General features: G+C 68.4%; 18 protein-coding genes and 6 tRNA genes. 2 read left to right on the forward strand and 22 right to left on the reverse strand.

Annotated features, from left to right (window positions below; translation table 11 throughout):
- Positions 1–1,429: aminopeptidase P family protein (locus HV824_RS19955; protein WP_176424007.1), on the forward strand; the 1,429-nt coding region annotated here is incomplete at its 5' end.
- Positions 1,430–1,435: 6 nt separating this feature from the next.
- On the opposite strand, the gene HV824_RS38060 is transcribed toward HV824_RS19955, so the two are convergent.
- From HV824_RS38060 to HV824_RS20030, 15 genes are all read right to left on the reverse strand, one after another.
- Entirely contained in the window at positions 1,436–2,815 is a 1,380-nt protein-coding gene (locus HV824_RS38060; RefSeq protein WP_176418794.1) for a DUF2914 domain-containing protein, read from the reverse strand.
- 90 nt (positions 2,816–2,905) lie between these two features.
- Entirely contained in the window at positions 2,906–3,226 is a 321-nt protein-coding gene (gene grxD / locus HV824_RS19965) for a Grx4 family monothiol glutaredoxin (RefSeq protein ID WP_176418795.1), read from the reverse strand.
- Positions 3,227–3,240: 14 nt separating this feature from the next.
- Complete coding sequence (locus tag HV824_RS19970) at positions 3,241–3,498, reverse strand: BolA family protein (RefSeq protein ID WP_176418796.1); 258 nt, start codon at positions 3,496–3,498, stop codon at positions 3,241–3,243.
- Positions 3,498–4,043, reverse strand: a complete 546-nt coding sequence (locus HV824_RS19975; protein WP_176418797.1) for a YqgE/AlgH family protein — start codon at positions 4,041–4,043, stop codon at positions 3,498–3,500. The genes HV824_RS19970 and HV824_RS19975 overlap by 1 nt, the downstream gene beginning before the upstream one ends.
- 71 nt (positions 4,044–4,114) lie before the next feature.
- Positions 4,115–4,576, reverse strand: a complete 462-nt coding sequence (locus HV824_RS19980; RefSeq protein WP_163782692.1) for a response regulator — start codon at positions 4,574–4,576, stop codon at positions 4,115–4,117.
- Between the two features lie 69 nt (positions 4,577–4,645).
- Positions 4,646–5,458, reverse strand: coding sequence for an ABC transporter permease subunit (locus HV824_RS19985; RefSeq protein WP_176418798.1), 813 nt, complete (start codon positions 5,456–5,458; stop codon positions 4,646–4,648).
- Positions 5,455–6,339: an ABC transporter permease subunit gene (locus HV824_RS19990; protein ID WP_176418799.1), complete on the reverse strand. Its 885-nt coding sequence runs from the start codon at positions 6,337–6,339 to the stop codon at positions 5,455–5,457. The genes HV824_RS19985 and HV824_RS19990 overlap by 4 nt, the downstream gene beginning before the upstream one ends.
- Positions 6,336–8,042 carry a peptide ABC transporter substrate-binding protein gene (locus HV824_RS19995; protein ID WP_176418840.1) on the reverse strand — a complete coding sequence of 569 codons (1,707 nt, stop codon included), beginning with the start codon at positions 8,040–8,042 and terminating at the stop codon, positions 6,336–6,338. Before HV824_RS19995 ends, HV824_RS19990 begins: the two co-directional genes overlap by 4 nt.
- Before the next feature lie 138 nt (positions 8,043–8,180).
- Positions 8,181–10,628 (reverse strand): endopeptidase La, encoded by a 2,448-nt coding sequence (lon, locus tag HV824_RS20000; protein ID WP_176418800.1) that lies wholly within the window; start codon positions 10,626–10,628, stop codon positions 8,181–8,183.
- Positions 10,629–10,826: 198 nt separating this feature from the next.
- Positions 10,827–12,992, reverse strand: coding sequence for a prolyl oligopeptidase family protein (locus HV824_RS20005; protein WP_176418841.1), 2,166 nt, complete (start codon positions 12,990–12,992; stop codon positions 10,827–10,829).
- 197 nt (positions 12,993–13,189) lie between these two features.
- Positions 13,190–14,473, reverse strand: coding sequence for an ATP-dependent Clp protease ATP-binding subunit ClpX (clpX, locus tag HV824_RS20010; RefSeq protein ID WP_217917562.1), 1,284 nt, complete (start codon positions 14,471–14,473; stop codon positions 13,190–13,192).
- Positions 14,474–14,690: 217 nt separating this feature from the next.
- Entirely contained in the window at positions 14,691–15,311 is a 621-nt protein-coding gene (gene clpP / locus HV824_RS20015; RefSeq protein ID WP_011552098.1) for an ATP-dependent Clp endopeptidase proteolytic subunit ClpP, read from the reverse strand.
- Positions 15,312–15,332: 21 nt separating this feature from the next.
- Positions 15,333–16,610, reverse strand: coding sequence for a trigger factor (tig, locus tag HV824_RS20020; protein ID WP_176418801.1), 1,278 nt, complete (start codon positions 16,608–16,610; stop codon positions 15,333–15,335).
- A gap of 106 nt (positions 16,611–16,716) precedes the next feature.
- Positions 16,717–16,798 (reverse strand) — tRNA-Leu (locus HV824_RS20025).
- Between the two features lie 105 nt (positions 16,799–16,903).
- Positions 16,904–16,976 (reverse strand) — tRNA-Lys (locus HV824_RS20030).
- A 385-nt stretch (positions 16,977–17,361) separates the two neighbouring features.
- On the opposite strand from HV824_RS20030, the gene bet reads away from it, so the two are divergent.
- Positions 17,362–18,498: a phage recombination protein Bet gene (gene bet, locus HV824_RS20035; protein WP_176424008.1), complete on the forward strand. Its 1,137-nt coding sequence runs from the start codon at positions 17,362–17,364 to the stop codon at positions 18,496–18,498.
- An 87-nt stretch (positions 18,499–18,585) separates the two neighbouring features.
- Here the strand turns inward: bet and HV824_RS20040 are convergent.
- From HV824_RS20040 to rph, 7 genes are all read right to left on the reverse strand, one after another.
- Positions 18,586–18,659 (reverse strand) — tRNA-Arg (locus tag HV824_RS20040).
- 23 nt (positions 18,660–18,682) lie between these two features.
- A tRNA-His gene (locus HV824_RS20045) sits at positions 18,683–18,756 on the reverse strand.
- A gap of 131 nt (positions 18,757–18,887) precedes the next feature.
- A complete protein-coding gene (locus HV824_RS20050; RefSeq protein WP_176424009.1) occupies positions 18,888–19,310 on the reverse strand; it encodes a hypothetical protein in 423 nt (140 codons plus the stop codon).
- Positions 19,311–19,453: 143 nt separating this feature from the next.
- A tRNA-Arg gene (locus HV824_RS20055) sits at positions 19,454–19,530 on the reverse strand.
- A 36-nt stretch (positions 19,531–19,566) separates the two neighbouring features.
- A tRNA-Pro gene (locus HV824_RS20060) sits at positions 19,567–19,640 on the reverse strand.
- Positions 19,641–19,716: 76 nt separating this feature from the next.
- Positions 19,717–20,310, reverse strand: coding sequence for an RdgB/HAM1 family non-canonical purine NTP pyrophosphatase (rdgB, locus tag HV824_RS20065; RefSeq protein WP_176424010.1), 594 nt, complete (start codon positions 20,308–20,310; stop codon positions 19,717–19,719).
- Complete coding sequence (rph, locus tag HV824_RS20070) at positions 20,307–21,020, reverse strand: ribonuclease PH (protein ID WP_176418805.1); 714 nt, start codon at positions 21,018–21,020, stop codon at positions 20,307–20,309. Before rph ends, rdgB begins: the two co-directional genes overlap by 4 nt.
- Positions 21,021–21,045 lie beyond the last annotated feature (25 nt).

Here is a 21,045-nt window from a genome sequence, read left to right on the forward strand (position 1 = left end):
GCCGCCGCCGGCCCTGCTCGACTTCATGATGAAGTCGTGGAAGCCGCGCTCGAAGAAGCTGCCCCCGAAAATCAAGCAGGCGGACGCCTTCAAGGCCCGCCGCCGCGCGCTCTCCAAGCTGTTCCCCGGTGAGACGCTCATCATCCCCACCGGCCACGAGAAGGTGCGCGCCAACGACACCAACTTCCGCTTCCGGCCGGGCAGCGACTTCTACTACCTCACCGGCAACCTGGAGCCGGACTGCGTGCTCGTCCTCCAGCCCAAGGAGAAGGGCGGCCACACCGACGTGCTCTTCGTGGAGCCCAACCCGGGCCGCACCGACGCCACGTTCTTCACCGACCGCGTGAAGGGAGAGCTGTGGGAAGGCCCTCGCCTGGGCGTGAAGGAGAGCCAGGCGCGCTACGGCGTGGACCAGGCCCGGGGCCTCAACGAGCTGCCGGACTTCCTCTCCGGCCTCGGCGGCGCGGCGAGCCGCCCCACGCGCGTGCTGCGCGGCCTGTCACCCAAGGTAGACGGCGCCGTGGCGGAGCCGGGTGAGAAGGGCCAGGACAAGGGGCTGGCCCAGGCGCTGTCGGAGATGCGGCTGCGCAAGGACGCGCAGGAGCTGCGTGAGCTCCAGACGTCCATCGACTCCACGCAGCGCGGCTTCGAGGACGTCATCCGCGGCCTGAAGACGGCGAAGACGGAGCGCTACGTGGAGGGCATCTTCAACCTCCGCGCCCGCGTGGAGGGCAATGACGTGGGCTACCGCACCATCGCCGCCTCCGGCGCCCATGCGTGCATCCTGCACTGGCACCACAATGACGGGCCGCTCGTCCCCGGCGACCTGCTGCTGCTGGACGCGGGCGTGGAGGGCCAGACGCTCTACACCGCGGACATCACCCGCACGCTGCCCATCTCCGGGAAGTTCTCCAAGGAGCAGCGTGAAATCTATGAGCTGGTGCTGGAGGCCCAGGACGCGGCCTTCGCCGAGGTGAAGCCGGGCAACGACTTCATGGAGCCCAACCGCGCCGCCATGCGCGTGCTGGCGGAGGGCCTGGAGGCCCTGGGCATCCTCGAGGACGCCGAGGAGGCGCTCAAGGACGAGCACCAGTTCTACAAGCGCTACTCGCTCCACAACGTCAGCCACATGCTGGGCCTGGACGTGCATGACTGCGCCCAGGCGCGGCAGGAGGCCTACAAGTACGGGAAGCTCCAGGCGGGCATGGTGCTGACGGTGGAGCCCGGCCTCTACTTCCAGACGGACGACCTCACCGTGCCCAAGCGCTACCGCGGCATCGGCGTGCGCATCGAGGACGACGTCGTCGTCACCGCGCGCGGCTGCAAGGTCCTCTCCGCCGACATCCCTCGCAAGGCGAAGGACGTGGAGGCGTGGATGAAGTCCCTCTGGGCGGCGGACAAGGCCGCCCGGAAGGGCAAGAAGAAGTAAGGCGCGCTACTTCGGCTTCGCCGCCGCGGACGCGGCCCGCTCCTGCCACTCCGCGTGAGGCAGGGGCTTCACGTCCTTGAGCGTGGACACGGCGACGTCGAAGACGCGGGGCCCGGGGTTCGCATCCGGCCCCGCGGTGAAGTTGAGACGGTGGATTTCGTGCCCGTCCTCCGTCTCCAGCACCACGCGCCACGCGCCGGGCTTCAGGTTGGACGTCGTCGCATAATAGCGGTAGCCGCCGTCCGTGCCGTTGCTGCTGACGGTGGCCATGAAGCCGTTGCCGTACGTCGTCCAGCCCTTCCGCGGGTCGTCGAAGTACCAGCGCACGCGGACCTTGTACGACTGGAAGTGCTTCGGCGCGAAGATGCGGAAGAAGTAGTAGGGCTTGTCTCCCGGCTGCATCAGGAAGTCCGGCCCGCCCCACGTCCACGGCTTGTACCAGGCACCGGAGTCCACCGAGGACAGGTGGTAGACGCCCGGGCTCACCCGCTCCACCTGGTGGTAGATGCCCGCGAACTGCACGGCCACCGGCAGCGGCGGAATCACGCCCACCAGGTACAGCCCCAGCAGCGCGGCCTGCACGCCGAAGCCGGGGATGGCCACGTTGCGCAGCACGTACCGGTTGTCCGGCCGCCAGCGCCGGATGAGGCGCATCACCCCGAAGATGCTCGCGCAGCCCAGGGCCACGGCCAGCAGGAAGACCCAGAAGCCCATGCGCCCCAGCACCACCGGGAGCAGGCAGACGAAGTACATCGTCACGCACAGGCTGAGCAGCACCATGCGCATGACGGGGCCCAGCTTGCGGAACAGGGGCAGCTCGTTGGCCGCCAGCAGGGCGAAGAGGCCCACCACGAACAGGTAGGGCAGCGCGCCCGACGTGCTCTTGAAGAGCAGCAGCATGAACGCGCTGAGCAGGCTTCCGAAGAGGAAGTGGATGCCGTCCTCGCGCCAGCGCCAGACCTTCTGCAGGAACTTCGGCGGCTCCACGCCGTCCGGGTAGCGCTGCTCCAGCAGCAGCAGCCCCGTGAGGAACAGCAGGTAGCCGAAGTTCTGCCCCAGCGTCAGCGTGTCATCGATGCGGCTGATGGTGAGGACGTCGTAGATGAAGCCGCCGAAGAAGAAGACGGCCATCTCCCACTTCTCATGGCGGGCGCGGAACTGCTGCACCTTGTCCATGAGGGTAGGCGTCTTCGCCGTGTCGACCAGGTCCTCCGGGTCCACCACCACGCCCGGCGCCTGGGCCGGCGACACGGTGTCCGTCAGGGGGACGGCGGCGTTGCGCTCTGCGACGGGGACGTTCGCCTCGACGGCGGGGGCCGCGGTGGGCACCTCGGCGGAGGCTTCGTCCGGATTCTCGGGGGTGTTCTGACGGGTAGCGGTGACCACGGCGGTTCCTCGGGGCAGCGGCCTCCCATCCTAGCCGCAGCGAGGGGAATTGGTCTCCCCCTCGCCCGTCACGCCCCGAGGCCCCGTCCGCTAGGCCGGGCTCTTGCCCGCGACCAGGTCGGCCAGCTCACCGCGCTCGGCCAGCTCCATGAGGATGTCGGAGCCGCCGACGAACTGCCCGTTGATGAAAATCTGGGGGATGGTGGGCCAGTTGGTGAAGTCCTTGATGCCCTGGCGAATCTCCGGGTCCGCGAGCACGTCCACCGTGTGGACCTCCCCCAGGGGCTGCAGCACCTGCAGCGCCCGCGCGGAGAAGCCGCACTGAGGGAAGAGGGCGTTGCCCTTCATGAAGAGGACAATCTTGTGCGACCGGGTCTCCTGCTCCAACCGGGCCTTGAGTTCAGGCGTCATGGGTGCCGCTCCTTCTAGCGAGTCCCGAGCTTCTGCCACTGCTCGGGAGAATAGGTTTTTAGCGCGAGCGCATGCAGCTCGCCGCTCTTCAGCCACTGCTGCAGTGGCGCGTACACGAGCTGGTGCTGCTGCACCATCGCTTTCCCAGCGAAGTCAGGGCTCACCACCCGGGCCTCGTAGTGGTCTCCCGTCCCGGTGTAGTCCCGCACGTCCACCTCGGAGCCCGGCAGGGCCTCCAGGATGCGGGCCCGGATGAATTCGGCGTCGAGCATCAGTTCATTCCCCTTCCCATCACCAGCATGGCGGGGTCCACCCCCATGCCTCGCAGCGTCGTGTCCCACAGCTTTGCCGGCTCCTGCCCGAGCACCGCCTCCGCGGAGGCCTCGGTGAAGAGCCAGGAGCCGGCGGCAATCTCGCTCTCCAACTGGCGCGGCCCCCAGCCCGCATACCCCAGGCAGAAGCGCAGGCGCGGGTTTGGATTCGTCAGCAGCGGGCCCAGCGCGTCCAGCGTCACGCTCAGGAACAGGCCGGGCAGCACCGCGTGCTTCTCCCGCTGCTCCGTGTCGTCGTGGAGGACGAAGCCCCGCTGGGGCTCCACCGGGCCGCCCAGGTAGACGGAGTACTCCTTCCGCCCGGCGGCGATGCCCAGGCTCTGCCCGCGCGCCAGCTCACCGAGCGTCAAGGGGGCCGCCCGGTTGATGACGAGCCCCATGGAGCCCGTCTCCGAGTGCTCCAGCATCAAGACGACCGAGCGGTAGAAGTTCGGGTCGCCCAGCTGGGGCATGGCCAGCAGCAAGCCAGGAGCAAGGTTCTTCACCCCAGGAGCATCAACCGTTCACGCGGATGGCGCAACCGGAACCCGCCCCGGCGCCCCTGGCCAGAGGGGCCTCAATGCCAGCTCGTGTGCCTGGAGCGGAGGGCCTCGGCCAGCCGCTCAGGGTCCAGGGGCTTGCCGATGAAGAGGTCCGCGCCCAAGCCCTTGCACTTGCGCGCCATGGCCCCGTCGCTCATGGCGCTGACGCCGATGAGGACGGACTGGGGGAAGCGCTCGCGCAGCCGCGACATCAGCGTCGCGCCGCTGCGGCCAGGGAGGAAGACATCGACGATGGCGGCGTCCATGCGCTTGTTGCGCACGGCGAACTCAGCCTCCTCGGCGCTGCCCACGGGCAAGGGCTCGTAGCCCCAGCCCGCCAGCATCTCCACCAGGATTTCGCGGTGGGCAGGGTCATCCTCGACGACAAGCACCGCGCCGCGCGCGGGCTCCAGCTTGAGCAAATCCGAGCGCTCCTCGCGCTCGCGGGTGTCGAGTTCGGTGGAGGTGGCAAGCTCTTCGCTAGGCGTCAGGGACATGGAGGCACCGATGTGGGCAAAAGGTTTCCGTGTGAGGAGAACCCCTCCCCCAACGTTGGGAATTCCACTTCAGGACGCCCGGCGCGGTGCCCCGGAGAGCGCCTGGGAAGCGAGCGAGGCGCCGAGCACCAGCAGCACGAGCAGCGCCCATGCGGGCAGCACCACCCGGCCGCCGCCTTCGTAGATGAGGGCCGCGTAGCTGGTGCCCAGGTAGCGGCCCAGGGACATGGGCTCCATCCGGGCGATGCCGAAGAAGCTCACAGTGGACTCGGTGAGGATGGCGGCGGGGAGCCGCGACAGGAACACCGCCAGCGCGAAGGGCCGAAGCGCGGGCCACAGGTGGACGCGCAGCAGGTGCAGCCCCCCACCGCCGAGCGCCCGGGACGCGGCCACGTACTCTTGTGATTCGAGCGTCGCCAGGCGGTTGCGGAACATGCGCGCGGGCCCGGCCCAGCCCACCAGGGCCAGCGAGACGACCATCAACCCGAAGGGGCCCAGGCCGCCGCCCGCGCCCGCGTCGGAGAGCGACTGCCCCGCGAGCTGGAGCACCATCACCACCAGCACGTCCGGCAGCGCGAAGACGGCGTCCACGGCGCGCAGCAGCGTCTGCTCCACCGCGCCACCGGACAGCCGCGCCACGGCCGCCACCGCGAGGCCCCAAAGCGTGGAGAGCGCGCCCGCCGCGAGCCCCACGGCGAGGGAGACCCAGAGCCCACCGAAGGCGAGCTCGCACACGGTGCGGTCCGGGCGCGTGGGGTCCATGCCCAGCGGACAGGTGCTGGCCAGCGCCTCCGGGAAGAGCCGCCCCGCCACGAGGCTGAGCAGGCCCAGTCCCACGAGGAGCGCCAGGCCCACGCGGGCGCGCGCGGGAACGCGGCTCATGCCGAGCCCTCCCGGGAGCGCGGGTCCACGGCGTAGCGCAGCACCTCCACCGCGAGGCTCACGACGACGAGCAGCGTCGCGAAGGTGGTGGTGGCGACGACGACGACGGCCACCTGCTTGTTGAGCACGGCGAGGACGTAGAGCTGGCCGAAGTACGGCAGGCCCAGGACGCGCTCCGCCGCGAAGGACCCGGCGAGCAGCGACGTGGCCACGGGCCCCACCGCGTCCAGCATCGCGGGCCACACGTTGGGCAGGACGTGGCGGCGCAGCACCGCGGCGCGCGACAGGCCCTTGCCCAGCGCGGTGCGCACGTAGTCGCGCGACAACTCCGCCTCCAGCGAGTCACCCACCAGCGTGCCCAGGAAGATGCCGGGCCAGATGGACGTCACCAGCGCCGCGCACAGCTCGGGCAGCAGATGTCCGCGCTCGACGACACCGGGCGCGAGCAACAACGCGGGGATGAAGACGGGCGTTCCGAACGCCACGGCGGGCACCACGTCACCGAGCGCGGCCCAGCGTCCCTTGCGCCACCCTGTGCGCAGCAGTGCAAAGCCCAGGGCCCACGTCAGCGCGAGCGGCAGCGCCATCAAGCCCACGCCCACGCTGCCGGACAGCTTCGTCAGCAGCTCATCGCCGGTGATGCCCTGGGCGCTCGTGCCCAGGCGCTCGCCGCGAAAGAGCTTCTCCCACGGGCGCAGGAAGCCCAGCGGCTCGCCGATGCCCAAGTCCCTCCGGTACGAGGCCGCGAGCTCACGCGACACCTGCCGCTTCGCGTCCGTCTCCGTGGTCAGCGGCAGCGACGCCATGAGGAAGTACGACGCCACGGCCACGACGGGCACCAGGACGACCTGCCGCGACAGTCGCTGGGCGATGGCCCTCACGGCGACGCCCCCGCCCGGGACGCATCCGCCGCCGGCGCCAAGCGCAGCGCGCGCAGCGCCAGGAAGTTGAAGGGGTCCACGTCCAGCCCGCGAAGCCGCTCACGCGCGCGGTAGTAGCGGTCCGGGTGGTACAGGGGCGCAATCACCGCCTGCTCCCCCACCAGCACCTCCTGCGCCTGGACATACGACGCACGGGCGCTCGCCTCGTCCGGCGCGCCGTCCCCCGCCTCCAGCAGCCGCTCGAAGCGCGCCATGGGCTCGCCGTCCGCCTGCGTCTCCCAGCCCGTCTGGTGGTTGCCCTCGCGCTCGAACAACGTGAAGAACGTATTCGGGTGCGCGTAATCCGCCCCCAGGCGCCGCAGGTACAAGTCATACGTGCGAGGCCCCCGCGGGGAGCGCCGGGCAAGCTCCGCCGAGAAATCCGAGCGCGCCTCCAGCACCACCCGCACGCCCACGCGCGCCAGCTGCGCGGCCAACCGCTCCGCGATGGCCACCTCGGGCACGAAGCCATCCCCGGAGCGGTAGACGAGCCGCAACGGCCGCTCCAGCCCCGCCACACCCGCCAGCTCCTCGCGGGCCTGCTCCGGCGCATAGGTTGGCAGCCGCGCGGCCTGCTCCGTCGTCGCGGCCCCCGGCAGCTCGGGCGGCAGCAACACATGAGACGGCCGCGCCGCGGGCAGCAGCCCCGCCAGCAGCGCCTCGCGGTCCAGCGCCCGAGCCAGCGCGCGCCGAACCTCGGGCCTGTCCAGCGGCGCCTTCTCCGTGTTGAAGGCCAGGAAGTACGTGGACAGCAGCGGCTCGCGGCGCAGGTCGTCCGGCCGGTGGATGCGCAGCGCCGCGGCGCTGTCCACGAAGACGAAGTCCACCCGCTCCCGCTCGTACAGCGCCGGGCCAATCTCCGACTTCAGCAGGGTGATGACCGGAGCGGGCGCCTCCCCTTCTGCCATCGGCGGCGGAAAGGACGAGGCCGGGTTGAGGACCAGCCGCACCCGCTCCCCCGCGCGGTCCCACTGCTCGACACGGTAAGGCCCCAGCGCCAGGGGCCGGCCATCCCGCGGACGGTCGAAGTAGTCCCGGACCTCCTCGTCCGACTTCCCCTCCAGGTCCGCCGAGGGCGCCGGATAGAACAGGTACACATTGGCCACGCGCGCCAGGAAGTAGCTGCGCGGCCGCGCCAGCGTCACCCGAAGCGTGTGCGCGTCCACGGCCTCCACGCCCACGCGCGCCAGCGCGGCGCGAACCTCGGCCTCCGGCGCGCCCCGCTCCTGGAGCGCCAGCGCCTCGGAGGCCCCTTCCAGGTCCGCCATCTCCCCGCGCTCGCGGCCCTGCAGCGCGCGCCGCCAGCCCACGACGAAGTCACGCGCCACCAGCGGTGCGCCGTTGGACCAGCGAACGTCTCGCCGCAGGTGGAACGTATAGACGTCCCGCCCCTGCCCGTCCGTGACGCGCTCCCACCGCTCGGCCAGCCCCGGCTCCACGCCATGGTCCGGCCCCAGCTGCGTGAGCCCACGCTGCGTGGCCAGCATCACCGGGTAGTTCGCCCAGCTGTCCGGGTCCGAGTGGCTCCAATCCAGCGTGGTGGGCATGGCCGGCACCACCACCTTCACGCCGGGCTCCGGCTGAAAGCCGCACGGCCCACACGACGCGGCCCACACGGCCAGCAGGTACCACCACCACCGGAGTCGAGCGCGCGGAGCCACCAGGGACCCTTCTACCCCGAAGCTCCCGGCGCCCGAAAAGGGAGAAGCCAGGAACCCGGCGACCTCGGTCGTCCGGCGTCCTGGCTTCCCTTCAGCGCGGCCCGGCGGGCGCGGTGGCTCGCCGGGTGCCGTCTGTCTCCGCTAGGCCGGAGCCACGGCCGGCGACGACGGCAGCTCGGCGCCCAGCTTGCCACCGTCGGAGACGGGCTTGCGGCCGAACTCCTCCGGCCGCTCCAACACCAGCGCCTCGCGCAGCACGTCGTCCACGAACTCCACCGGGACGATGCGCAGCTGCTTGCGAATCTTCAGCGGGATGTCCTTCAGGTCCTTCTTGTTGGCCTTCGGGATGAGGACCGTCTTGATGCCCGCCCGGTGCGCGGCCAGCGTCTTCTCCTTCAGGCCGCCAATGGGGAGCACCCGTCCACGCAGGGTGATTTCCCCCGTCATCGCCACGTCGCGGCGGATGAGCACGCGGGTGAGCGCGCTCACCAGGGCGGTGCAGATGGTGACGCCGGCGGACGGACCGTCCTTCGGAATCGCGCCCTCCGGCAGGTGGACGTGGATGTCGTAGTTCTCGAACGCCTTGCGGTCGATGCCGAAGCGCTCGGCGCGGCTGCGCACGTAGGACATGGCCGCCTGCGCGGACTCCTGCATCACCTCGCCCAGCTTGCCGGTGATGATGAGCTTGCCCTTGCCCGGCATCACCGTGGCCTCGGTGGTGAGGATTTCGCCACCCAGCTCCGTCCAGGCGAGGCCCGTGACGATGCCCACCTGGTCCTCGCTCTCCGCCACGCCGTAGCGGTAGCGGGGCGTGCCCAGGAACTTCATGGCCATCTTCCGGTCCACCTCGATGTCCCGCTTGCCGTTCTTCAGCACGTCGCGGGCAATCTTGCGGAACACGCCACCAATCTCACGCTCGAGCGAGCGCACGCCCGACTCCCGCGTGTAGCGGTGGATGATGGTCCGCAGCGCCGGGTCGGAGATGTCCACCTTGAGGTCCGCCAGCCCGTTGGCCTCCTGCTCCTTCGGGATGAGGTAGCGCCGGGCGATGGAGAGCTTCTCCGGCTCGGTGTACCCCGCGATGCGAATCACCTCCATGCGGTCCTGCAGCGGACCGGGGATGTTGTGCATCGTGTTCGCGGTGCAGATGAACATCACCTTGGACAAGTCGTAGTCGAGGTCCAGGTAGTGGTCGTTGAAGTTGTGGTTCTGCTCGGGGTCCAGCACCTCCAGCAGCGCCGCGCTCGGGTCGCCACGGAAGTCCGTGGACATCTTGTCGATTTCGTCGAGCAGGAAGACGGGGTTGTTGCTGCCCGCCTTCTTCAGCGACTGGATGAGCTTGCCCGGCATCGCGCCGATGTACGTGCGGCGGTGGCCACGAATCTCCGCCTCGTCCCGCACGCCGCCCAGCGACAGGCGCACGAACTTGCGGCCGGTGGCCCGGGCGATGGAGCGCGCCAGCGACGTCTTGCCCACGCCCGGCGGCCCCACGAAGCACAGCACGGGGCCCTTGAGCTTCTTCACCAGCTGCTGCACGGCCAGGTACTCGAGGATGCGCTCCTTCGGCTTCTTCAAGCCGTAGTGGTCCTCGTTGAGCACCGTCTCCGCCTCGGTGACGTCCAGGCGGTCCTGGGTCTCGTCGTACCAGGGGAGGCTGATGATCCAGTCGATGTAGTTGCGGACGACCGTGGCCTCGGCGCTCATCGGGCTCATCATCCGGAGCTTCTTCAGCTCCTTCTTGACCTTGAGCGTGGCCTCCTTGCTCATCCGCTTGTTCTTCAGCTTCTCTTCAATCTCCTGGATTTCGTTCTTGAACTCGTCGCGCTCACCCAGCTCCTTCTGAATGGCCTGCATCTGCTCATTCAGGTAGTACTCCTTCTGGGTCTTCTCCATCTGCTTCTTGACGCGCGTGCGGATCTTCTTCTCCACCTGGAGAATCTCGATCTCCCCCTGCATCAGCTCGTAGAGCTTCTCCAGGCGCTTGGCCGGGGACTCCGTCTCAAGCAGGGCCTGCTTGTCGTTCAGCTTCAGGGAGAGGTGCGCGACGATGGTGTCCGCGAGCCGCGCCGGGTCGTCGATGCTGGCCACCTGCATCAGCATCTCAGGCGGAATGCGCTTGTTGAGCTTGACGAAGGCCTCGAAGACGGAGTGGACGCTGCGAACGAGCGCCTCCAGCTCCACCGTCTTCTCCGCCTGCTCCTCCACCTCTTCCACCTCGACCATGAAGAAGGCGTCGTTGGGGTGGAACTTCTTCACCTTGGCGCGGCGCACGCCCTCCACCAGCACCTTGACCGTGCCGTCGGGCAGCGGGAGGAGCTGGATGACGTGGCCCAGCGTACCGAAGTGAAAGATGTCGTCGGGGGTGGGGTCGTTCGTCTTGGCCTTCTTCTGCGCGGCCAGCAGGATGACGGCCTTGTCGTCCGGCCCCTTGTGCGCCATCGCGTCCTTCAACGCCGCGATGGACTTCTCCCGGCCGACGAACAACGGCACCACCATGTGCGGGAACACGATGATGTCCCGAAGGGGCAAGAGCGGGACCGTCAGACCCCGCTTCTGGGCTTCCTTCTTGTCGTCACGTCCGAAGAACATGTATCCGCCACCTGCGGGCCGTCGGAGTTGCAGGCCCCTGGAAGAGTTGCCCGTCTGCTCGCTCGCCGAGCATTCGTACGGGATGCAGCAGTTCTATAACACGGCGATTCGCGGCGCCGTTCCCCGGCTCAAGATTGGGGAACGGCGTCGTGCCATCAAGGGAACACCCGAGGCTCCCTCGGGCGTCCGCTTGGGGTGTCAGCGGCCCTGCGCAGCCACCCCACCCTGTGCCCCCTGGACCTCCAGGGCATGGAACAGGAACGAATACAGGTCCACGCTGGACTCAATGGCCTTGGCCACCTGGTCCGCGCCGCCGTGGCCCGCGTTGGCTTCAATACGCAGCAGCGCCGGCGCCGGGTTTCCGGGCGCGTTCTGCACCGCCGCCACGAACTTGCGGGCGTGCATGGGGTCCACCCGGTCGTCGTGGTCCGCCGCCATCATCAGCAGCGCGGGGTAGCGCACCTCCGGCCGCACGTGGTGGTAGGGCGAGTAGGCGTGCAGCGTCTTGAAGTCCTCGGGCTTCTCCGCCGTGCCGTACTCCGGAATCCAGGTCCGGCCGCTGCCGAAGAGGTGGTAGCGCACCATGTCCAGCAGGGGCACCGCGCACACCACCGCGCCGTACAGCTCCGGCCGCTGCGTCATGGCCGCGCCCACCAGCAGGCCGCCGTTGCTGCCGCCGTAGATGGCCAGCCGCTTGGGCTGCGTGTACTTCGCCTGGACCAGGTGCTCGGCCGCCGCGTGGAAGTCGTCGAAGACGTTCTGCTTCTTGTCCAGGCGGCCGGCGTCATGCCACGCCTTGCCGTACTCGCCGCCGCCGCGCAGGTTGGCCACCGCGTACACGCCGCCCGCGTCCAGCCAGGGCAGGATGCTGGAGCGGAAGGTGGCCTCCATGTTCACGTTGAAGCCGCCGTAGCCGTAGAGCAGCGTGGGCGCGTTGCCGTCACGCTTCAGGTCCTTGCGGTGCACCACGAACATGGGCACCTTCGACCCGTCCTTGGACGCATAGAAGACCTGCTCGACCTGGTACTGCGCCGGGTCCATGGGTACGTCCACCTTGGCCCACAGCTCCGACTTCCCGGTGCTGACGGACGTCTTGTAGATTTGACGGGGCGTGGTGAAGGACGTGAAGACGTAATAGGCGTCATCCAGGTCCTCCAGGCCCACCAGGTTGGACGCCGCGCCCACGCCCGGCAGTTGCACCGTGCGCACCGGATGGCCCTTCAGCGTGGCCACGCGCACCTCGGACGTCGCGTCCTTGAGGTACTCCAGCGCCAGGTGCCCGCCGACGATGTTGGCGGACAGCAGGGACGCGGACGGGTCCTCGGGGACGATTTCCTTCCACGACGCGCGGGCCGGCTTCGCCGGGTCCACCTCGAAGACGCGCTGGCGCGGGGCGCCCTCGTCGGTGAGGACGTAGAAGCGGTCCTTCCAGGCGCGAACCTCGTACTTGGCGCCCGCGCCCTTCACCAGCAGGCGGAAGTCCTTCTCACCCGGGCGCTTCCAGTAGACGTCGTTCTCGCTCCAGCCGCGGAGGATGTAGACGAACAGGTACTTGCCGTCGCGGCTCAGGTCGCTCTGGAGGAACGTCGTCGGGTCGCCGGTGCGCTCGTGCACCACCGGGTCCTTCGACGGGTCCGTGCCCAGCGCGTGGTAGCGGATGGTGGTGTAGCCGGGGCGCTCGTCCACCTTGATGGACGCGTCCGTGGGCAGCCACTCGTAATAGAAGCCCTTGCTGTCGGGCGTCCACTTGGGCGTGGCGTACTTGCCGCCCTCGATGACGTCCACCTTGGACCACTCGCCGGAGTCCACGTCGATGACGTGCAGCACCGCCTCATCCGCGGCGTTGGGCTTCTGGGCGAAGGCCACCTTCTTGCCATCCCAGGACGCGGCCCACGTCCCCAGGGACACGGTGCCGTCCTTGCTCCAGCCGTTCGGATCCAGCAGCACCTGCTCCTGCGCGCTCTCCCCCTGGCGCCAGTAGAGGATGGCCTTCTCCTTGTCCTTGTGGGTGCGGACGTAGAAGAAGCGCCCGGCGCGGCGCGACGGGGTGGAGACGGAGTCGGTGTAGAACAGCTCCGTGAAGCGCTTGTGCAGCGCCTCGCGGCCGGGGAACTTCGCCAGGGCCTCGCGGGCGTGCGCGTCCTGCGCCGCCATCCACGCCTGGACCTCGGGGGCCTTCTCGTCCTCGAGCCACCGGTAGGGGTCCGCCACCTGGACGCCGTGCAACGTGTCGACAACCTGCTCTGCCCGGGTCGCCGGGTGTGACATGCGGGGGGACTCCTCAGGGACGGGGGCCGCGGAGGCTGCCGCGGGCAGCTCCTCACGCGCGGCCTCCTTCTGGGAGGCACACGCCGCGAGCGACATCAGGGCGGGGACGAGCAGCTTTCTCATGGGCCCAGCACATACAGAAAGGCCCCCGGCCGTCCCACAAAAAGTGTGGCGGGGCCAACGCAGCCCGGCCCCTCCCCTGATGAAAGGGGCGCGCCCGGACCCCACCTGGTGGCTCCGTGACGCGCCCCGTCAATCAGGCGACACCGGGGCCCCAGACAGGGGCCCAGGCGTCAGGCGGATTCCTTCTTCGGCTCCGCGGCTTCCTTGTCCGGCTGCGCGTGCAGCACCACCGGCTCGCTCTTCTTGAGAATCACGTCCTCGGAGATGAGCACCTCGCGGGCCGTCTTGCGGGACGGGATTTCGTACATCACGTCCAGCATGGCCGACTCCAGGATGGAGCGCAGGCCACGGGCGCCCGCCTTGCGGCGGATGGCCTCGTTGGCAATGGCCTTGAGGGCGCCGTCGGTGAACTTCAGCGTCACGCCGTCCAGCTCGAAGAGCTTGCGGTACTGCTTGGTGAGCGCGTTCTTCGGCTGGTTGAGGATGTTGATGAGGGCGGCCTCGTCCAGCTCCTCCAGCGCGGTGATGATGGGCAGGCGGCCGATGAACTCCGGAATCATGCCGAACTTCAGCAGGTCCTCCGGCTCCACGTGCTTGAGCAGCTCCGTGAGGCTGCGTTGCTTCTTGGACTGCACCTCCGCGCCAAAGCCCAGGCTGCGACCGCCCATGCGCCGCTCAATCACCTGGTCCAGCCCGCCGAAGGCGCCGCCGCAGATGAAGAGGATGTTGGTGGTGTCCACCTGCAGGAACTCCTGCTGCGGGTGCTTGCGGCCCCCCTTGGGCGGGACGTTGGCCACCGTGCCTTCGATGAGCTTGAGCAGCGCCTGCTGAACGCCCTCGCCGCTGACGTCGCGGGTGATGGAGGGGTTCTCCGACTTGCGCGCGATCTTGTCGATTTCGTCGATGTAGACGATGCCGCGCTGGGCCCGCTCGATGTCGTGGTCGGCGGCCTGCAGCAGGTTGACGATGATGTTCTCCACGTCCTCGCCCACGTAGCCGGCCTCGGTGAGGCACGTCGCGTCGGCGATGGTGAAGGGCACGTTGAGGATGCGCGCCAGCGTCTGCGCCAGCAGCGTCTTGCCGCTACCGGTGGGACCCAGCAGAAGGATGTTGCTCTTCTGGAGCTCCACGTCCTCCATCGCGACCTTGGACTCGATGCGCTTGTAGTGGTTGTGCACGGCGACGGAGAGCGTCTTCTTCGCCCGCTCCTGCCCAATCACGTACTCGTCCAGCACCGCCTTGATTTCGGAGGGCCGGGGGATGCGCAGCTTGGTGTCCTTCGTCTCCTCGCGGTCAATCTCCTCCGCGATGATGTCGTTACACAACCCGATGCACTCGTCGCAGATGTAGACCGTTGGCCCCGCGATGAGCTTCTTGACCTCCTTCTGTGACTTTCCACAGAAAGAGCAGCAGAGGGTCTGGTTGTCTCGCTTCTCCACGTTCTTGCCCGCCATTTCGTCCCTCGCTGCGCCTGAAAGGCCCCCGACCCCGAACTCCACCCCGTTCCTGGCTCGGAACCAATCTAGTCAGCCCCCGTCCGGAACGTCCACGCGCCTTCCGGGTACTTAACAGGGCCTGTGCCGTGACGCAGAAAGCAGAAAGCCGGAGTCGCGGGGGCGCATTCCCGCGGCTCCGGCTGCCAACCGAGGCCCCGAAGCCTCGGCAATCCGCCTACTTCTTCTCTTCCTTGCCCAGCCCCACGACCTTCCGGGGGTTCTGGATTTCATCGATGATGCCGTAGGCCTTCGCCTCGGACGCGCCCATGAAGTAGTCGCGGTCCGTGTCCTTCTCGACACGCTCGATGGACTGTCCGGTGTGCTTGACGATGAGCTCGTTGAGCTTCGCCTTCATCCGGAGGATTTCCTTCGCCTGGATTTCAATGTCCGTTGCCTGACCGCGCACACCGCCCAGGGGCTGGTGAATCATGATGCGGCTGGACGGCAGGGCGTAGCGCTTGCCCTTGGCACCGGCGAGCAGGAGGACGGCCCCCATGGAGGCCGCCTGCCCGACGCAGATGGTGGACACCGGACACTTCACGTACTGCATGGTGTCGTAGATGGCGAGGCCCGCCGTCACCGACCCGCCCGGCGAGTTGATGTAGAGGTTGATGTCCTTGTCCGGGTCTTCCGACTCCAGGAACAGCAGCTGGGCGACGATGACGTTGGCCACGTCATCGTCGATCTCCGTGCCCAGCATCACGATGCGGTCCTTCAGGAGCCGGCTGTAGATGTCGTACGAGCGCTCACCCCGGTGGGTCTGCTCGATGACGTAGGGAACGGGCATGAAGGGCATGTCGACCTCGGTGAGGGAACCTTACGAATACTTCGCCCGGCTCCTCAGGAATTCAATCGTCTTTTCCTCCCGGAGTCGGAGAGACAACCCGAGCCGCTCGTCGGCGCCCTTGAAGTACTTCTGCACCGTGGCCACGGGCTGGCCCGCCTCGGTGGCGAGCTGCTCGATGCGGGCGTCCACGTCCGCGTCGGAGGCCTGGATGCCCTCCTTCTGAGCGATGGCCTCGAAGAGCAGCGTGCCCTTCACTTCCTGGAGGGCCTTCTCGCGCATGTCCTCGCGCAGACGGTTGAAGTCCAGGTTGAGCTGGCGAGGGTCCACGCCGGAGCGCTGGAGCTGCTGCAGCGCGCCGCGCAGCATGGAGTCCATGGCCCGCTCCACCATGGCGCGGGGCACGTCGAAGGTGTTGCGCTCCAGCAGCGCCTTCACCAGCGCCTCGCGCTCCTCGCCCTCCACCTGGGACTTGCGCGCCTTCTCCATGTCCTCACGGAGCTTGGTGCGCAGCTCGTCCATGGACTGGGAGATGCCCGTCTGCTTGGCGAAGTCGTCGTTCAGCTCGGGGACGATTTCCTTCTGCACGCCCTTGAGCGTGACGTGGAAGCGCGCCGTCTTTCCGCGCACCTCCTCCACCTGGTACTCCTGCGGGAAGGCGTAGTCGATGTCCTTGGACTCGCCGACCTTCACGCCCTCCAGGGCGGCAATCTTGGACTCCACCAGCTCACCGGGCTGCACCTGCACGGTGATGCCCTCCGCCTTGCTGCCCGCGAAGGGCTGGCCGTCCACGGTGGCGTCGAAGTCCACGGTGGCGTAGTCGCCAGAGGCGGCGGTGTCGCGGTCGGTGACGGGCTCCAGCCGGGCCATCGACTGGCGCATGCGCTCCAGCTGCTCGTTCACCTGCTCGTCGGTGACGGCGGCGTCGGACTTCGTCAGCGGCAGCTCGACGTAGTCCTTGGCCTCCACCTTGGGCTTCACCTCGACGCGGGCCTCGAAGGTGAACGGGGTGTTGGCCTTGAGGCCGGAGTTGGTCACCTGCGGCGTGGCGACGACCTCCACGTTGTGCTCGCGGATGGCCTCCACGTACGCGCTCTGCACCACGCGCTGGATGACCTCGTCCTCCACCTGGTCACGGAACCGCTGCTCCAGGATGCGGCGAGGCACCTTGCCCTGACGGAACCCCGGCAGCCGCACCTGGCGGCCCAGGTTGGAGTACGCGCGGGTCAGCTCCTCCGCCACGCGGGCATCGTCGACCTCGATGGAGAGCTTCTTCTCAATGGGAGAAAGCTCTTCGACCTGGACCTTCATGCGGGCCTCGCTCGCCACCGCCGCCGGACAATCAGTCGTTTCGGGCGGTGCCGGAAAAGTGGGACGTGCGCCTTTAGGGGATAGGCACGAACGGGTCAACGCGAAATGGGCGAGGAGGGACTCGAACCCTCACACCTTGCGGTACCAGATCCTAAGTCTGGCGCGTCTACCAGTTTCGCCACCCGCCCGGGTTGCCTCGTCGTGCGCTGCACCGTCTTACCGTGAAACGTCCACGGGACGGCAGAGGGCCAGAAAAACAAAAAGGCCCCTCCATTTCTGGAGGGGCCTCGCAGTGAGAGCGGAGGGAATCGAACCCACAACCTATGGATTAAGAGTCCATTGCTCTGCCAATTGAGCTACGCTCCCGGCACTGCCCCGGTCCGCCGCCTGCGCTGCGCGACGTCCAGGTGGCGGCGGTAACTACAGAACGCCGCTGGCTGTGTCAAAACGTTTTTTCGCGCCCCCCCTTCATTCCTGTCCATGGCGATCTGTCTCCGGTGATTTCTGGAGGCGGCGCTGGTCCGCATGCCCTTCAGCCGGGCCCGGCGCGTGACGCAGGCCTGTGAAGCGAGCGCCCTGCACCGATGTTCAACATGGCCGTAGCACGTGTTCGTCCCCGCCTGGCGGGACGGCGGGCGCGTGACGGCCCGCGGTCAGTCACCTCAAGAGCACCGAGCACCCCGCGGCAACCATGCGGGCGGACGGAGGTCGTCCGCCCTTTTCGCGCAGGACGTAGCAGGAGAAGACAGCGATGGAAGCCAACCCCCAACAGAAGGTGGAAGGAACGGCGAGCGGCCACGGAGGCCAGCACGCCGGGTGGACGCGGGAGCGCGTGGAGCTTGTGAAGCGGACCATCTGCCCTCGCGGCATCAGCGAGGACGAGTTCGCCCTCTTCATCGAGCAGTGCAAGCGCAGTGGCCTGGACCCGCTCCTCAAGGAGGCCTTCTGCGTGGCGCGCCGGCAGAACGCCGGCAACCGCGAGCGGCCCAACTGGGTGACGAAGTACGAGTTCCAGCCCTCCGAGGCCGGCATGCTCGCGCGCGCCGAGCGCTTCCCGGACTTCAAGGGCATCCAGGCGAGCGCGGTGTTCGCCGAGGACGACATCGTGGTGGACCAGGGCCGCGGCGAGGTGGTGCACCGCTTCAACCCCGCCAAGCGCAAGGGCGCGCTGGTGGGCGCCTGGTCGCGTGTGGTGCGCGAGGACAAGCTGCCGGTGGTGGTGTGGTTGGACTTCAGCGGCTACGTCCAGCAGACGCCACTGTGGTCCAAGATTCCCACCACCATGATTGAGAAGTGCGCCCGCGTGGCCGCCCTGCGCAAGGCGTACCCGGAGGCCTTCGGTGGACTCTACGTGCGGGAAGAGATGCCCGCCGAGGACTACGAGTCGCACGCGGATGAGCACGGCAGCGGCCCCTACGAGGTGCTGGGCGCCAAACCCGGCCCCATCAAGGCGTCCTTCTCGCCGCTGCCATCCCAGGAGCCGCGCGCGTCCCAGGCCGCCGCGGCCCAGTTGGACATCGACGTGCCGCTCCAGCCCAGGCGTCCCCGCGAGTCCCCCCTGGAGGCGGCGGCCAACCCCGCGGCCCCCCAACCGGAGCCGGTGGCCAAGGCCCCACCCGCGGCCAGTCCGGAGCCCGCGCCACGCCCCAAGCCGAGCGCCGTGGTGGTGGCGTTCGGCCCCCACAAGGGGAAGACGGCCTCCGAGCTCTCCGACGACGAGCTGAGCGAGTCCATCGACCTGGCCAACGAGAAGCTGATGGAGCAGCCCCGGGCGCGCTGGGCCAAGGCCATGCGGGAGAACCTGCTGGCGCTGGAGGCGGAGACGGAGCTGCGCTGCCGGGTGCCGGCGACGAAGGGCGGCGGCAACCGCGTGGCCCATGATGCGTGAAGCGGAGCCGGGGACCGATAGGCTGTGAGGGGGCGCCCCCGCTGCGAAAGTGGCGGGGGCGTTCCTGCTTCAACCTGCTGGAAGGTGCGCGCTCGGAGGGACTTGAACCCCCAACCCCCGGGTTCGAAGCCCGGTGCTCTATCCAGTTGAGCTACGAACGCAAATTCGAGGGTGGGTTAAGAAGGGCGGCCAACCGGGATCGAACCGGTAACCTCCGGAGTCACAGTCCGGCGCTCTAACCAGTTGAGCTATGGCCGCCGTTACAGCGTTACCGCGAACGGCGTTTGAAGCGGCGGCTTCCCTATCGTGGAAACCGGGACCGTGACAAGGCCCAAATGATACGACGCTCAACTCATCGGAAACTGACGCCTTTTCGCGAGCATCGCCGGCTAGGGCGAAACAGTCGCGGCGGACGCCGGGTCCGACGAAGGTGCCGGAGGCGGCAGCTCGAACGCATCCAAATCGAGGCCCACCTTGGACGGGTCCTCACGGTCGAGAACGACCATCACCCATGATGAGGGCTGGACGCGGGAAGACCACTGGTTAGGGATGTTCACGTCGATTTTCGTCGTGAAGACCGCCTGCCGCGGCGGATGAACGCTCAGCGTCAGCTCGAAACAACTGCTGCTCTTGAAGCCAATGATGCACGAGCCCCTGGCGGCCCGCTCGACACGCGCTGGAGCAGGGGTGCCATCCGTCGCGCTCGCCGTGTTTCGAGCGCCAAGGAACTGCCCCACCATGACCATCAAAATGATGGCGACGAAGATCGCACCGACGACCCTGAGGTCCAAGCTCTTCTGAGAACGCCCCATGCTTGCAACCTACAGGGCCACTGGGCAAGTCACGGCGGGAATCTACGCCTTCGATACCAGAGCGTGGCCGTAAGCCCGTGCCGAGTAGGTGCCGCCGCCCTTACGGGCGACGGCATTTCCTCAAGGCTTTCAGGCGGATAAGGTGGCGCCCCAGGCAGGACTCGAACCTGCGACCCCCGACTTAGAAGGTCGGTGCTCTATCCAGCTGAGCTACTGGAGCTGGCCGGGCCGCCTGCTTCCGATGCTGCACTTCAAGTCGGGGCGAGAGGATTCGAACCTCCGACCCCCTGCGCCCAAGGCAGGTGCGCTACCAGGCTGCGCTACGCCCCGAGAAGTCCGGCATTGTTGAACCATCCCGAACGGACGCGCAAGGCCGACGTGACTGACGGCCTCGCATTCCGAACGGCTACAAGCCCAGCAGGTGGGGCTTCATCTTCTGGAAGGCTTTCCCCCGGTGGGAGATGGCCGACTTCTCCTCCGGCGTCAGCTCCGCCAGGGCCCGCTCTCCTCCCGGGAGGATGAAGACGGGGTCATAACCGAAGCCGTGGCTGCCCTTGGGGGCGTGGCCGATGCGGCCCGTGCACTGCCCCACCTCCACCTTCGCCTCCCCTCCTCCGGGCCTCACCAGCGCCAGCGCGCAGCGGAAGGACGCGGTGCGCTTTTCGTCGGGCACGCCAGCCAGTTCGGTCAACAGCTTCTCGTAGCGGGCCCGGTCATCCCCAGGGGCATACCGCGCGGACTGCACGCCGGGCCGGCCGCCCAATGCGTCCACGCACAGGCCGGAGTCATCCGCCAACGTGAGCATCCCCGTGGCGTCCGCGTAGGCACGGGCCTTCTTCACGGCGTTCTCCTCGAACGTGGCGCCGTCCTCGACGGGCTCCGGCACGGGGGGCAGGTCCGCCAGGGACACCACCTCCACCGCGTCTCCCACGAGGCCGCGCAGCTCTCGCAGCTTCCCCTTGTTGGAGGTGGCGAAGAGTAGCCGGGGCTTCACCGTCATCCCAGCACCTGCGCCTGCGCGGCGGTCAGCCGCTGGATGGCGGCCAGCCCGCCGTCCACCATGGCGTCCAGGGCCTTGCGGTCGAAGAGCTGGTGCTCCGCCGTCCCCTGCAGCTCCACCATGCGGCCGTCCGCGGTGGCCACCAGGTTCAGGTCCACGTCCGCGGTGGAGTCCTCGTCGTAGTCCAGGTCCACCCGGACCTCGCCCTTGACGATGCCCACGGACACGGCCGCCAGCGGCGTGAGCTTGGGCAGCTTGGAAATCGTGCCGGCCTTCTGCAGCGAGCGCAGCGCCAGCACCAGCGCCACATAGGCCCCGGTGATGGAGGCGGTGCGGGTGCCGCCGTCCGCCTGGAGCACGTCACAGTCCAGCGTGAGGGTGCGGGTGCCCAGGGTGGACAGGTCCACCGCGGCGCGCAGGGAGCGGCCGATGAGCCGCTGGATTTCCATGGTGCGGCCCGTCTGCTTGCCCTTGGCGGACTCGCGCGGGTTCCGCGAGTGCGTGGCGCGCGGCAGCATGCCGTACTCCGCCGTCACCCAGCCGGAGCCCTTGCCCATCAGGTGCGGCGGGACGCGCTCCTCCGTGGAGCAGGTGACGAGCACCTTGGTGTGGCCGAACTCCACCTGGACCGAGCCCTCCGCGTAGCGGGAGACACCGGGGGTGAGGACGACGGGGCGAAGGTCCAGCGCACCACGTTGGAAGGAACGCACAGCAGGCTCCTGGGAAATGAGGACG

It is taken from the genome of Myxococcus sp. AM009, from assembly GCF_013372605.1.
GTDB lineage: Bacteria > Myxococcota > Myxococcia > Myxococcales > Myxococcaceae > Myxococcus > Myxococcus vastator.